The organism is Alkalibacterium sp. s-m-28 (genome assembly GCF_054658175.1).
Genome location: NZ_BAAGIQ010000059.1, coordinates 1 through 14385, shown reverse-complemented (window position 1 = coordinate 14385; position 14385 = coordinate 1). Strand labels below are relative to the sequence as shown.

Here is a 14385-nt window from a genome sequence, read left to right as displayed (position 1 = left end):
ACGACTATCCGAAGATATAAACCGAACGTATTTTCGAATACGTGGCGGTTTAGTTCAGTGCACCCTTTTTTATGAAAATAGGTTGTCATTTTATAATCTATTCTCTTGACTTAACACCATAATGCTTTAATTAAGACTCATTTGACTGAAGATTTTTTCCCATCCATTCCTAGTGGTACAAAAAAAGGCAATTTCCACGAATTGAATCGAATCGTGGAAATTGCCTTAAAATAAACAAAAACCACATAGATAACTTATCATCTATGCGGTGTAAAAAAATCCTCGTCAAAGTGAGCCGGCATAGATACAAAATTTAGATTTGTTCTAAACGTTGTATCTATGAAAGAAAGTCTTCATCTATACAACGATCTGCGCCAGCTGTTCCAAGCCATATTCAGTTGTCTGGATTGAGCAGATCGTGTAAGCATACTGACCTTCCTTTCGTCTGTTTTTTAATGTGATTCTCATACTACACCTATGAAATGGATCCGTCAACATCTTTTTTGAGAAATTTAAACTGATTTCAAATTTTTTAAATCACTGGTGGCCAGAAGGGGATTCTACTGTATGTAAATCAATCTCTTTCTTTTTCCTGCTGTCCGGCCTGTTTCAACTTAGTCGGTAAAGAAACCTTCTTCAAAGCTGTCTGTCCACTGCTTATCCTCCTGTTATTTCCTCTACTTTTACTTATGCATAATATAATATCTAATAAAACCGTTTTAATAAATTTATGCAAACAATATATACTGAACATTTCCTACTTATCAAGTTATTTCAGACAACCTTTATTTTTATTCCTTCCTGTTTTCTTTTTTACCAGACATGTTAAACTTGGAAAGAGAGCAAAAGAAAGGTTTGACACATTATGAGTAAACGCGTTGCTATAATTGGAGCAGGAGTCGTCGGTTCTTCTGCCGCTTATGAATTGAGCAAAGATCCTTCTATCGATTTGACGATATATGACGAAGGAACGGGACAGGGAACATCAGCTGCTGCAGGAATAATCAGCCCATGGCTTTCCAGACGTCGAAACAAAAAATGGTATGTCATGGTCAAAGAAGGCGCTGCTTTCTACCCCGACTTTCTTTCTGAAGTCATGCAAGGAAAGGAAATTCCCTCTTCAGTTTACAAGAAAGTCGGCACCCTTCTGTTTAAAAAGAAGCCCGAGTATCTGACTGAAATGCTTGAAACAGGAGAAAAACGACGCCTCGACGCACCGGAAATAGGTGAGCTCGCTATTTTAACTGCCGATGAAATAAGAGAGAAAATCCCACTCTATCAAGGGGAAAATTCAGCACTCTGGGCTTCCGGAGGGGCACGCGTTGATGGTGGCCGGTTAGTTGAGCTGCTTTTATCACGAGCGGTTGAGAATGGGGCTGCAGTGATCAAGAAAAAAGCCCGATTCAAGCGAGCAGATCAGGGCTATTCAGTCCTGACCGACCACTCTGAAGGCATTTTTGATTCTGTCGTTCTCTCCGCTGCAGCCTGGCTCCCGGATCTGCTCGATCCTGCAGGCTATAACGTTGATATCAGGCCACAGAAAGGTCAGCTGGCGGAAGTCCAGCTGGCAGATCATCATACTGAAAACTGGCCGGTCATCATGCCTGAAGGCGAAGCGGACATTATTCCATTTGAAGACGGGAAAGTAGTGATAGGCGCGACGCATGAGAATGACAAAGGATTCAATCTGACGATCGACGAAGAACTAGTCAGCACACTGATCGATGATGCCGCTGCTTTCTTTTCGACAGAACTGCATCAGGCTTCCATTACAGCTTACAGGGCTGGGACTAGAGCCTATACCTCTGACTTTGCTCCATTTTTCGGAGAAGTTCCCGATCTTTCAAACGTGTATGCAGCCAGCGGTCTCGGATCGACAGGCTTGACGGCAGGTCCTTTAGTCGGAAAATGTCTGGCGGATCTTGTTAGACAGCTCTCGCCTCTGCTTCCCGTTGAAGATTATCCAATCGCTGACTATGTCAAAAAAAGAGCTGACTTAATTGTCTGACTCCAGTAAGTAAGGTATACTTTTAAAGTAAGAGTGAGACAGGTAGACAAGGAGAGAGAATCATGAAATCAGATAAATTAGGCAAAATCATCGGATGGGCCGCCATGGCGATAGCCCTGATCGGATTTTTCATCTGGAATATCCCTCTAGGATTAGCAGCAATCATTTTAGGAACTGTCGGTCTTGCCAGTAATGAAAAAGGGTTGAACTGGACAGCCATTGCTTTCGGAGCGATCGCGATGATTATTGGTATCATATAAATTAAATGCACTGTAGATAAAAGAATCCCCCTTGCAGCAGGACATAGGTCCTTCGCAAGGGGGATTAATTTATTTACCGTTCACCTTTCTTGTACCCTTTATTCTGAAGCGAGGCACTGTAAAGTCCGATACTCAGCGAGAGAACCGCAAGCCCCAGTGAGTAGCCGCCAATGATGTCTGACGGATAATGCACACCCAGATACACTCGGCTGATGCCGATCAGACCAATCAGTGGGATAAGTGTCAACGAAGCGATGATAACGGGTTTCCAGCTTTTACTGGCCCGAATAATCAGAAACAGGAGCGCACCATAAGTAATGATCGAACCCATGGCATGCCCACTTGGAAATGAGTAGCCGCCCTGAACAATCAGATGCTCAACGTGTGTTGGTCGTGGTCGTCTGAAGAAAAACTTGACCAGCTGGTTCACACCTCCGGCTCCGACACTGACTGTCAGAAAATACCAGACCGCCAGTCGCGTGTTTTTTCTGAAACGCCAGATATAGAGAGAAAAAAGGATCGTAAACAGTCCCACGAACCAGACATCACCCAGACGTGTGACAAAGATGAATCCCCATGTCAGAAGAGCTCGTCTCTCTTCATGAAACTCGTTCCCTATCACTTCATCCAGTAGACCGATGAATCCCCAGTCATAAAAACTCATCCAGACTAAAAAGAGAAATGGAATGCTGAGCACCATGGCCAGGATAAACAGATTTTTTGGCTTGCCGAATTTATTAACTATATATTCTTTTGCTTCTTCCATTATTCTATCCTTTCGCAACCTATTTATGTTTTCAATTTACCAGTTTACCGTGTATACATCTGACTTTCAACCGTTACACTCGTGTTCGAAATTCAGACATATCTAAATGCAAAGTGGCTTTGACATGAAGTCTGTCTTCCGGTAAAGTAGTTTAGGGAAACTCAATTTCAACCCATGTTTTTCTCCCTACTATCTGTCTTTCAAGACGGCAAAAAAGAGGAGTACACCATGAAAGTTTTTGATTATGAAGATATACAACTTATTCCGGCGAAATCGATCGTCAGAAGTCGTTCAGAATGTGACACATCCATTACATTAGGCAAGCACACCTTTGCCATGCCTGTAGTTCCTGCAAATATGCAGACAGTAGTGGACGAAGAACTGTCCATCTGGCTCGCAGAAAATAATTATTTCTATGTCATGCACCGGTTTGAAGAAGAAACACGTATGAACTTCATCCGTACTATGCATGAACGCGGTCTGTATGCTTCTATCAGTCTAGGCGTCAAAACAGATGAATATGATTTTGTAAAAGAACTAGCTGAAGAAAATCTTGCACCCGACTACATCACAATCGATGTGGCCCACGGTCATTCTGATCTGGTCATCGATATGATCCGCCACGTGAAGCGCCATCTTCCAGAGACGTTTCTGATTGCCGGTAATGTCGGCACACCAGAAGCCGTACGTGAACTTGAAAACGCCGGTGCAGATGCAACCAAAGTCGGTATTGGTCCGGGTAAAGTCTGCACAACTAAACTGAAAACTGGTTTCGGAACCGGTGGATGGCAGCTTGCTGCTCTTTCTCATTGTTCCAAAGCAGCCCGTAAGCCACTGATTGCCGATGGCGGTATCCGTACTCATGGAGACATCGCAAAATCCATTCGTTTCGGTGCAACTATGGTCATGATCGGTTCCCTGTTCGCAGGACACGATCAGTCTCCAGGAAAAATGGTGACGATCGATGGCAGACCGTATAAAGAATACTTCGGCAGCGCCTCTTCTCACCAGAAAGGCGAGCGTAAAAACGTCGAAGGGAAAAAGATGCTGACAGAATACAAAGGAGATATCGCTGATACACTCCTTGAAATGAAACAGGATCTGCAGTCTTCCATCTCTTACGCTGGAGGGAATGACATTGAGTCGCTTCGTAAAGTCGATTATGTTATTGTTAAAAATTCCATCATGAATGGTGAAAACTATAACGCAAGCGGAATTGATGTGCCGGACAGCTTCGCATCGAGCAATTTCACTTCCTGAACAGAATGACAGACTAATCTGAATAGAATGAGCCCCATAAGTTGATTGAGAGACAGTCAGCTTGTGGGGCTTTGTTTTCCTACTTTTTTATTTCAATTATTATAATCACTAAAATATAAAGAAAAACGAGAAATAAGGCGAGAAATAGTGTCCAGAACGGAAGGTCGAACAACAAGCTCAAAATCAGATAAATCAGCAAGGTAAAAAGGGGATACCATACAATCGTTTTTGGATCGATTTCCATAGGCTAGTCCTCATTTTCAGTCATAGGCTGGTCTGATTTCTTGCTAATCAGACTCAGGATCTTATCAACAGTATCCTCAACAGACTTGTTTTCAATAATTAGATCTGCTTCTTCCACTGGTTTCAGTTCATCTGTCTGTCTGCTGAAAGATAGACGTTCACAAATTTTCTGTTCACTGTCTCCACGATTTCTCATTCTCTTTTTCATCTCTTCAGTTGAAACATATATAAAGACTACGACAGTTTCTTTTGGAAAAGTCTCTTTCATGGCACGCGCTCCATTTTTATCCAGAGAAACGTGGACGACTCGCTTATTTTTCAGCGCTTCAGTCACTTCCTTCTTTGTCAGACCGTAAAGTGTCTGATTATAGACAGTCTGTTCAATAAAATCATCCGAGTCCAGCTCCTCAACTTTTCTGAAATAGTAATCAACTCCATCTATCTCTCCTTCGCGAGGCTGACGGGTTGTCGTCGTCACCAGTTTCGGTATCCCTTTCTTTGTCAAAAGTTCTCCCACTGTCGTTTTTCCGCTCCCACTTGGTCCAACCAGGACGATGATCCGATTATCGTTCGTCATTATATGCTCAGTCTCCTCTTTATGAAAAGAGAATAGACCGAATCGGTCTGCTTACTCTCTTCACTGGTTATATCTATAGTTATCCGCCTAGCGTGACATCAGTCTCCTGATACCATTCCAGTGCTTCATGCAGATGCTCAACTTTATAGTTCGGCCAGTATTCATCAATGACATAGATATCAGAGTAAATAGACTGGATCGGCAGAAAACCGCTCAAGCGTCTTCGTCCGCCCCATCTCAGGACCATGTCCATACGGGAAATATCTTTAGATGCTATATGGTCGATGACATTATTATCACTAGAAGCTTCTCCATTTTTCAGTCCATAATTTAGATCCCAGTTCCAACCGTAATTGACGAGGAAATTAACTTTCATTCTGCCTTCGCCGAATTTTGTCCGCTTCATTGCATAAGGAAGCAGTTCTTTAGGAAATACTTTGGAATCCGTATTTCCTATGACGAGTAAATCTGCGTCACGTTTTTTCAGTTCATTCACTGAATCGACACATGCTTTCTGAAACGCTTTTGTCTGAAGCGAAGGTCGCTTGACATTATCCATAGTAAAGCCATAATAGGTCATTTCTTCTACACCGAGCTCAAGGCAGGCTTCGTATAATTTGAGCCCAGGTCCGATCCCATGATCATACCCATCATGTTTTTTTAACCCTTTATGGACGGCCCATCTCCTGTTGCCGTCTGGAATCACGCCAATGTGTTTTGGTAAACGTTTATAGTTTTTCATTAATCTAAAAGTCTCCCTCTAATTGTTTTGCAAACATTCCAGAATCAATGGATAAAATGCTTACTACTATCATACCGTTTTTTAGATGGATTCATCAACTAAGAGAACAGTTTTCATTGAAAACTGTTCTGTATAAACACATTATCAAGAATTCTTCTTCAGTAATCGAAAAGTTTCTTTCTTACACTATAAAAATGACCCTTTAAGCTTTGATTTGTTCATGTTTTATCAATTTAATTAAGCTTTGTTATAATTATAATTTAAATAAATAGCATATATTGTGATTAACTGAGCAATATAGTTCATATATAATAACAGTAAGAATTTAACAAGAAAGGAAGAAAAAATATGAAAGCAGCTGTTGTAGCGAGCGACAAGACAGTTGAAGTTAAAGACAAGGATATCAGAGCGATTCGTTCAGGAGAAGCACTCGTTGATGTGGAATTTTGTGGTGTGTGCCACACCGATCTTCACGTTAAAAATGCAGACTTTGGTGACAAGACAGGCGTTACCCTCGGCCATGAAGGAATTGGTGTTGTCAGAGAAGTAGCAGATGATGTCACTAGTTTAAAAGTCGGTGACCGCGTCAGTATTGCCTGGTTCTTCGAAGGCTGCGGCCACTGTGAATACTGTGTAAACGGACGTGAAACGTTATGTCGTGAAGTAAAGAATGCCGGTTATTCTGTGGATGGCGCGATGGCCGAACAGTGTATTGTGACCGCTGACTATGCAGTAAAAGTTCCAGATGGCCTGGATCCTGCTGCTGCAAGTAGTGTGACCTGTGCAGGTGTGACAACTTATAAGGCTATAAAAGAGTCTAAAATCAAACCGGGCCAGTGGATTGCGATTTACGGCCTGGGTGGTCTGGGCAACCTTGCTCTGCAGTATGCCAAAAATGTCTTCAATGCTAAAGTCGTAGCGATCGATGTCAACGACACACAGCTTGATTTTGCTAGAGAAGTGGGTGCAGATCTGATCCTCAACCCGACAAAAGAAAATGCTGAACAAGTTATGCAGGAAAAAATTGGTGGAGCCCATGCAGCTATAGTAACAGCTGTAGCAAAATCCGCCTTCAACTCTGCCATTGACTGTGTTCGTGCAGGTGGTGTTGTCGTCGCAGTCGGACTCCCACAGGAAGCCATGGACTTGAGCATCCCTCGTCTCGTACTGGATGGAATAGAAGTCGTCGGCTCTTTAGTCGGTACCCGTGAAGACCTGCGTGAAGCATTTGACTTTGCAGCTGAAGGACTGGTCGTCCCCAAAGTTGAAAAACGCCCGATCGAAGACATTAATGATATCTTCGATGAAATGATAGAAGGTAAATTCAAAGGCCGGATGGTCATTGATATGAATATGTAACTATAAACTTATGCAAAAGGGCTGTTCTGACAACACATTCAGAACAGCCTTACTTTTTTCACAGCATTATCGCTGTCCATGGGTATTAAGAACCTATCAGATTATCAGTTGCCTGTTATGTGTAAAAAAGACCCTCACAGCTGAGGGTCTTTACTTTATTCATTTAATTGATGGAATACGCTTTGCTTTCTTCAAGAAAAGCAGCTCGGTCTTTTTCAGGGACCATTGACCCGCCTGTTGCCCAGGCAATATGAGTAGCCTGATCCATTTTATCAGACAGACCTGATGATTCGATGTAGCCCTTGCCATTATCAGTCGTCATCAGACGATAAGGCCCGACCAGTCCAGCGACTGCAGCCGGCTCGAGGAAAATCGATTCAGTGTCATACAGACTGGAAAGCAGCCCTTTGAACACACCTTCCTGCACAGAGTATCCGCCGCTGAAGAACGTTCTCATCAGTTTAGCAACTAAGCCTGATGTACGTGGAACAGCCAGACCATCGGCGATAGTCAGTCCACCTAGATGGAAGTCAAAGACGGATACATCATCATACTTTTCAGTCATCAACCCGACAAGCATGCTCGGCATTTTGGTCGGTTCTGCGAAGAAGCAATGCACATGTTCTCCGAAAGCCTGCTTAAGACCAAACGTGATCCCACCTGGAGACCCACCAATTCCACAAGGCAGATAGACGAACAACGGGTGGTCAGCATCAACAGTGATTCCCTCACGCTCAAGCTGTTTCTTCATTCGGTAGCCGCCTACTGTGTAACCTAAGAAAAGCTCCACTGAATGCTCGTCATCTACAAAATAGCTGTTAGGATTCGCATCAGATTCAGCGCGACCATTTTCTACAGCTTTGGAGAAATCTGTGTCGTGCTCGATAACTTCGACACCTTTGTCTCTTAAATAATCTTTCTTCCACTGCTTGGCTTCTACGGACATATGGACCGTTACGTTAAATCCAAGTTTACGCGCCATCGTCCCTACGCTGATCCCCAGATTTCCTGTTGTTCCTACAGCAATATGGTAGGCGGAGAAAAATTCATTAAATGCTTCACTTGCAAATACAGCATAGTCTTCTTCGGTACTTTCGAGCATTCCTTTTTCAAGCGCAAGATTTTCTGCATGCTTCAGCACTTCATAAATCGCACCACGTGCCTTGATCGTTCCTGATATAGGCAGCAGATCATCACGTTTAAGTAACAATTTGCCGCCTAGAGTCGTTTCAAGTGTGTCATTCAAGTAGTTCTTCATGTCTGAAATTTCTGACACCGGTGATTCTATTATCCCATCAGTGGCTTCAGTTTCCGGGAAAGCTACACGGATGAAAGCTGCAAATCTCTGCAGACGTGCCTCCGCATCCTCAATATCGGCCACCGAGTACTTAGTCTGTTTCGTTGCTTCTTCAACAGGGAGATACATTGAATTGTTCCAAAAGATTTCTTCACTGCTTCTGATGTCAGTCAGTAAAGGGTTTGATGCAATAAGTTGTTCTATATCTGTCATAATTGTTCCTGCTTCCTTTCATAAAAAAACTTCTCTGATTCATTCAAGCTCGTTTATTATAGCATATTCAACCTGATGAAAAAACCTTAAGGACGGCCTTCGCATCATAAGATAAGAAGGCTTTTACTATTCTGTAAATAAATCGTCACGCTTAAGGGCTTATTATGCGGTAGCCCGTTTTCAGGATTTGTTCGCCAAGTAGTCAGTGATCAGTTCCAGAAAGTCCTCACCGTATTTTTCCAGCTTCGCCTCTCCCACTCCATGAACGGAAAGGAAATCTGCTGGTGTCTGTGGGAATACGGCCGCCATACTCATCAATGCCTTATCTGTAAACACAACAAACGGGGGTTTCCCGATTTCCGCAGCAATGTCTTTGCGTAACGCTCTAAGTTGCTCGAATAGCGTTTCATCGTATTCTTCTACAGCAGCTTGCTTGGTATTGGTTCGCTCAGCCTTCTGGTGTCTTGTCATTAACAGCTGGCTGCGGGCATGTAGCAGATCCACAGACTTCTCCGTGAATTTCAGGATCGGATACTGGTCCCCTCCCACGTGAAGAAACTGCTCGCTCACCATAAGCGCAATGATGTCCTTGATTTCCTGATCAGCTGATTCTTTCATGATGCCGTAAGTCGAAAGGTCATCGAACCCCTGCGCTCTGATTCTCGCATTATCTTTCCCTCTCAAAACATCCGTCACGAGTCCCATCCCGTACTGCTGATTCATTCTGTAGATGCAAGACAAAATTTTCTGGCAGGCTTTGGTCACATCGACAAGTTCCGTTTCTCCATTACAGTTCGAGCAGTTGTCACATGTCTCAAACTGCGGTGTTTCATCAAAGTAGTCCAGAATGATCTTGCGGAGACACTGGCCCGTTTTGCAATAAGAAATGATCGTATTCAGATTCTTCTTTGCATACGGGTGATTCCCCTGTTCAATCAGTAGATTATTCGTAATGATGTCCTGACTCGAATAGAACAGGACCGCTTCAGCAGGTGCTCCATCTCGTCCGGCACGACCGGCTTCCTGATAGTAACTTTCCATATCAAGCGGCATATTGTAATGGATAACGCGACGCACATTACTTTTGTCGATGCCCATTCCAAAGGCATTTGTCGCAACTATGATCGGGGTCTTATCATACAAAAAGTCTTCCTGATACCGGGTTCGCTCTTCTGGAGTCAGTCCGGCATGATAATACCCGACACCGTACCCCTTTTTCTTTAGAAACGCATGGACCCGTTCTACATTCTTTCTGGTGTTGCAGTAAATTACACTGGATTCTTTATCTTTAAGCAGATCAAGCAGCTTCTGCTGTTTTTTCTTGGGGTGCACAATGGAAAATGTCAGGTTTGGTCGGTCAAAACTGGCTGTAAAGGCGTAAGGATCGTCCAGTTCCAGTTTTTCCGCAATATCTTCTCTGACTTTCTGAGTTGCCGTGGCAGTAAAGGCAGCAAAAGGCGGATACGTCGAACAGTATGCCCGGACTTTTGGAATCGCCTGATAACTTGGACGGAAATCATGTCCCCACTGTGAAATACAGTGAGCTTCATCTACAGCAATCAGATTGATGTTCATCTGACTCAGACGGCTCAGAAAATAATCGTTTTCCAGTCGTTCAGGAGACACATAAAGCAGATCGACCTCGCTTCTGATTGCCTGTCTGATAATCTCGTTCTGCTGATCAAGAGAGAGCTGGCTGGTCAAAAATCCTGCCCGGATGCCCATTGAAAGCAGCCCATCCACCTGGTCTTTCATCAGAGAAATAAGTGGAGAGATAACGAGCGTCAAGCCGTCCATTTCGACAGCAGGAATCTGGTAGCATAGTGATTTCCCTCCACCAGTCGGCATGATTCCCATGACATCCCGACCGCTCATGATCGCTTCAATGATTCCCTGCTGACCGGGGCGGAAAGAGGTATAGCCATAGTATTGCTTGAGTGTTTGATTAATTGTGTTCACTGTATCGCTCCTAACCATTCAGTTGTGTCACTGTGCATAAACAGACTGATCTATTCTAACATAATAACAGCAGGCCTCAAAGGTCTCATCAAGTGTTCTACGTATATATTATCTTTTCATGCTAAGACTCATTATTTTAATCTCCTCTCATCAACTTCTATTCGCAAAATTCAAGAAAACTCGTTATACTTAGCGTATTGAACACATTCAGGAGGAGTAGAAATGCAGAAGTATCCCGTAGCTGATATCCTTGATGTCTGCGTCGAAGCCGGGCGAGTTATGCTCGAAAATGGGGCTGAAACGTACAGAGTTGAAGATACCCTTTACCGTATAGCGAAAAGTTACAACCTTGTCTACATTAATGTTTTCGTTGTGCCCACAGCACTTATACTGACCGTACAAGGTGAAGATGGCCAGGACCATACTGAACTTCTGAGAATGACTGATCGACAGACAAATCTTGAAAAGGTCTCGATGGTAAATGATCTGTCCAGACAGCTGGCTCAGCGTGCACTGGCTCCAGACAAAGTTAAACTTAAATTGACCAATATAAAAAATACGCCACGAAATTTTTCAACCTTGCAGCGCAACCTGGCTATTGCATTTGCCTGTGGCAGCTTTCCACTTCTGTTCGGCGGAACCTATGACGATATGCTTCCCGCCTTTATCGCAGGCGGACTGGGACATATCCTGTTCGAAGTGATCAACGACTGGACGAATGTCAGCTTCTTTGCTGAAATGGTGGCATCATTTTTCATTGGGCTGCTGGCTCTGCTCTTTACGACCTCAGGTTTTGGAGATGATGTCAATATCATTATCATCGGCAGTGTCATGTCTCTTGTTCCCGGTATGGCTATCACAAACAGCTTCAGAGATCTGATGGCCGGTCATCTCCTCGCTGGAGTGGCTGTACTTGCCAAAGCCTTTTTGACCGCCGGAGCTATAGGCATAGGGATCGCAATGGTCTTGACATTTTTATAACAGATAAGGAGTTTTCAGATGAATTTGAATCATTTAACCTACTTTATAGCTGCACTTGTCGCCACATTTGGTTTTGGTGTGCTCTACAATGTTCCAACACGAACCTTATTTGCTTCCAGTTTTGCAGGAGCGATCGGCTGGATCGTCTATTATATCCTGTCTTTCCAGCTAGAACTCGACTTATTTGTAGGTGTCGGCGTAGCAGCTTTTTTAGTGGCCTATTTCAGCCAATGGTATGCTAGACATTTTAAAATGCCAGTAATCGTCTTTGCTATCCCCGGAATTATCCCTCTTGTTCCAGGAGGTTCTGCCTACAATATGATGCGAGCATTTATCGAGGGCAGCTCAGAAATGGCGCTCATGTACGCCACGGAAACCTTTCTGATTTCAGGTGCGATTGCTTTAGGCCTTTCGGTAAACAGTGGACTGTTCCAGGTCTTTTCTAGTCAGGCATTTGAAAAACGCGACAAACGGTACCTCCCTTAACACCCACCTATACTCCAGTAAGCACATATCACTTTTAAAATACACTTAAAAACCGGGAACTTCTCAAGTAACAAGTGAGAGGCTCCCGGTTTTTTAGTTTAATGTCTTTTTTTATTCGTCTAATGTCAGTGATTAGAACCCGCTGACGTAGTTCAGTGGATTGACAGGTTGGCCATTTTTATGAATTTCAAAGTGAAGGTGGACACCTGTTGAATCTCCAGTCGTCCCCATCGTACCGATTCTCTGTCCTTGAGACACTGACTGACCTCTTGATACCAGCATGTTCGGCTGCAAGTGAGCGTACCGGCTTGCGTATCCGCCACCGTGGTCGATGTCAATATAGTAGCCTAGTGCTCTGTTGAATCCCGCTGTTCTGACTGTTCCAGAACGTGTCGCAGTGATTGCTCCACTACCGGCAATGTCGATTCCACTGTGGAATCTGCGTGTTCTGAAAATCGGGTGGATTCTGAACCCAAATGGTGAAGTCAGACGTCCGCTTGCCGGTCTGCTCCAGCTTACGCTTGATGGCGTACTGCTTGAGCTTGGACTTGGACTAGAACTCGATCCACCACTTTGAGATGAAGTGGCTGCGGCTGCTTCCTGTTCTCTTCTTTGGGCTGCAGCTCTTGCTTCTGCTTCAGCCTGACGACGCGCTTCATCTTCACGTTGTTGAGCCGCTGCTCGCTGACGCGCTTCATCTTCACGTTGTTGAGCCGCTGCTCGCTGACGCGCTTCTTCTTCACGTTGCTGAGCCGCTGCTTGTTGACGGGCTTCTTCTTCACGCTGTTGAGGGGCTGCATGCTCGCTAGACTCGGCTTCACGGCGTTCTGCCGCTGCCTGTTCACGAGATTCGGCTTCACCACGCTCTGCCGCTGCCTGCTGACTCGCTTCTTCTTCGGCACGTGCTTGTTCTTCATGCTCTGCTTCCAGTCTAGCTGCTTCAGCGATTGCCTGACGTTCAGCTTCTTCTTCTGCTCTGCGACGCTCTTCTTCTTCACGTCTGCGTTGCTCTTCAAGACGACGTTCTTCTTCAGACTGAATTTCAGAAGACAAGGTCATCGCCTGTTGCGCCAGAACGTACTGTTCACTGATAAATGATTCTTTCTCTTTTTCATTCATTTCATACAATTCAGCGACGTGCATAATTTCATCATCGAGCGCCACCTGCTGAGAACTCAACTGTTCACGAGTTGCTTCCATTTCGTTAAGTGTATTCTGTACTTCTACTCGCTCAGCTTGTACCTGCTCTTCAGATTCTTTTACAAGCTGCTGGTCACGAATCTGGTCTTCAATAATAGAACGGTTAGCAGATACTAACTGGCTGACAATACCCATACGACTGATCAGATCTGACCAATTTTCTGCTGACAGAATGATATGTATGATTCTCGTCGGGTTCCACTGGGTTTGTGTGGAACGAGCTTGCTGCATTAGTTTTTCGTTACGCTGTTCAATCAGTACATTTAAGTGATCAATCTGTTCATTTAAACGATCAATTTCTTTATTTGCAGCATCCAGACGATCATTCTGGTCAATCAGATCTTCTGTCAATTCTGAAATGCTGATTTGAAGTGCCTGAATACTCGCTTCAAGTTCTTCTCTTTCGCGAGCCAGCTCTTCCATTTCCTGTTCAGTGTTTTCAATGTTACCGTCTAATTCACCTGAACGATTTTCAACTTCTTCTTTTTCTTGTTTTAATTCATCAAGCAAGTTTTCAGCCTGGACCGGTGAGCCGACAATAGGGAACGAACCAGCGAGCATGACAGAGGCTAATAAGCCAAGTGTAAACTTCTTCTTCAAAATAGTTCCTCCTAAATTCAAAATAGTCTCGTTTAATATGATAAAATTATCATAATCAACAAGTTCATGTTTAATCGCTTTTGTTTTTTAAGCTAAACTTATAATAGCATCAAACTGAATTATGTTAAACTACATGATGATTACAGTTATATTACACTTGTATTTAGTCAAAATTCTGACAAATTATACACTCAAGTTTTGCAGTTGAATATCCAGGTTTAACCCTTGCGGTTATTGAAACTTCTTATAAATAATTATCAAAAAACACACAAAAAGACACCTCTCTTTGGTAAAATGTAGTCACCATAACAACATTCAAAGGAGAGATGTCTTATGACTAATATTTTACCAGAAAAATCAGAAAATCACGAGGTTGAATCGACCGTTTCCCACTTTTTTAAAGAATTCAAAATTGGAACACTCTTGAACCGAGC

The 14385-nt window shown here is 43.6% G+C and carries 12 protein-coding genes; 6 read left to right on the top strand and 6 right to left on the bottom strand.

The annotated features are described in order from the left end of the window. Nucleotides 1–865: 865 nt before the first annotated feature. Together ACYQ4S_RS08420 and ACYQ4S_RS08415 are read left to right on the top strand one after the other, a co-directional pair. A complete protein-coding gene (locus ACYQ4S_RS08420) occupies nt 866–2008 on the top strand; it encodes an NAD(P)/FAD-dependent oxidoreductase (protein ID WP_459770545.1) in 1143 nt (380 codons plus the stop codon). 62 nt (nt 2009–2070) lie between these two features. Next, entirely contained in the window at nt 2071–2268 is a 198-nt protein-coding gene (locus ACYQ4S_RS08415) for a C4-dicarboxylate ABC transporter (RefSeq protein ID WP_459770544.1), read from the top strand. Nucleotides 2269–2341: 73 nt separating this feature from the next. Here ACYQ4S_RS08415 and ACYQ4S_RS08410 read toward each other — a convergent pair whose 3' ends face one another. Further along, entirely contained in the window at nt 2342–3034 is a 693-nt protein-coding gene (locus tag ACYQ4S_RS08410; protein ID WP_346024193.1) for a phosphatase PAP2 family protein, read from the bottom strand. A 228-nt stretch (nt 3035–3262) separates the two neighbouring features. Here ACYQ4S_RS08410 and guaC point away from each other — a divergent pair, with 228 nt between their 5' ends. Beyond that, nucleotides 3263–4294, top strand: a complete 1032-nt coding sequence (guaC, locus tag ACYQ4S_RS08405) for a GMP reductase (protein WP_346024192.1) — start codon at nt 3263–3265, stop codon at nt 4292–4294. A gap of 247 nt (nt 4295–4541) precedes the next feature. Here guaC and ACYQ4S_RS08400 read toward each other — a convergent pair whose 3' ends face one another. Both ACYQ4S_RS08400 and ACYQ4S_RS08395 read right to left on the bottom strand, forming a co-directional pair. Then, nucleotides 4542–5114, bottom strand: a complete 573-nt coding sequence (locus ACYQ4S_RS08400) for a guanylate kinase (protein ID WP_346024191.1) — start codon at nt 5112–5114, stop codon at nt 4542–4544. A gap of 79 nt (nt 5115–5193) precedes the next feature. Further along, nucleotides 5194–5856 carry an undecaprenyl diphosphate synthase family protein gene (locus tag ACYQ4S_RS08395; RefSeq protein ID WP_346024190.1) on the bottom strand — a complete coding sequence of 221 codons (663 nt, stop codon included), beginning with the start codon at nt 5854–5856 and terminating at the stop codon, nt 5194–5196. Nucleotides 5857–6204: 348 nt separating this feature from the next. Between ACYQ4S_RS08395 and adhP the strand changes: the two genes are divergently transcribed. Beyond that, a complete protein-coding gene (adhP, locus tag ACYQ4S_RS08390) occupies nt 6205–7215 on the top strand; it encodes an alcohol dehydrogenase AdhP (protein ID WP_459770541.1) in 1011 nt (336 codons plus the stop codon). Nucleotides 7216–7378: 163 nt separating this feature from the next. On the opposite strand, the gene ACYQ4S_RS08385 is transcribed toward adhP, so the two are convergent. After that, nucleotides 7379–8725 (bottom strand): D-serine ammonia-lyase, encoded by a 1347-nt coding sequence (locus tag ACYQ4S_RS08385; protein ID WP_459770539.1) that lies wholly within the window; start codon nt 8723–8725, stop codon nt 7379–7381. A 180-nt stretch (nt 8726–8905) separates the two neighbouring features. Further along, a complete protein-coding gene (recQ, locus tag ACYQ4S_RS08380; protein ID WP_459770537.1) occupies nt 8906–10684 on the bottom strand; it encodes a DNA helicase RecQ in 1779 nt (592 codons plus the stop codon). Between the two features lie 222 nt (nt 10685–10906). Here recQ and ACYQ4S_RS08375 point away from each other — a divergent pair, with 222 nt between their 5' ends. Further along, on the top strand, nt 10907–11665 hold the full coding sequence (locus ACYQ4S_RS08375; protein WP_091265545.1) for a threonine/serine exporter family protein: 759 nt from the start codon (nt 10907–10909) through the stop codon (nt 11663–11665). Nucleotides 11666–11683: 18 nt separating this feature from the next. Then, a complete protein-coding gene (locus ACYQ4S_RS08370; protein WP_091265548.1) occupies nt 11684–12151 on the top strand; it encodes a threonine/serine exporter family protein in 468 nt (155 codons plus the stop codon). Nucleotides 12152–12283: 132 nt separating this feature from the next. Here ACYQ4S_RS08370 and ACYQ4S_RS08365 read toward each other — a convergent pair whose 3' ends face one another. Continuing rightward, nucleotides 12284–13951, bottom strand: a complete 1668-nt coding sequence (locus ACYQ4S_RS08365; RefSeq protein ID WP_459770535.1) for a peptidoglycan DD-metalloendopeptidase family protein — start codon at nt 13949–13951, stop codon at nt 12284–12286. Between the last annotated feature and the right edge of the window lie 434 nt (nt 13952–14385).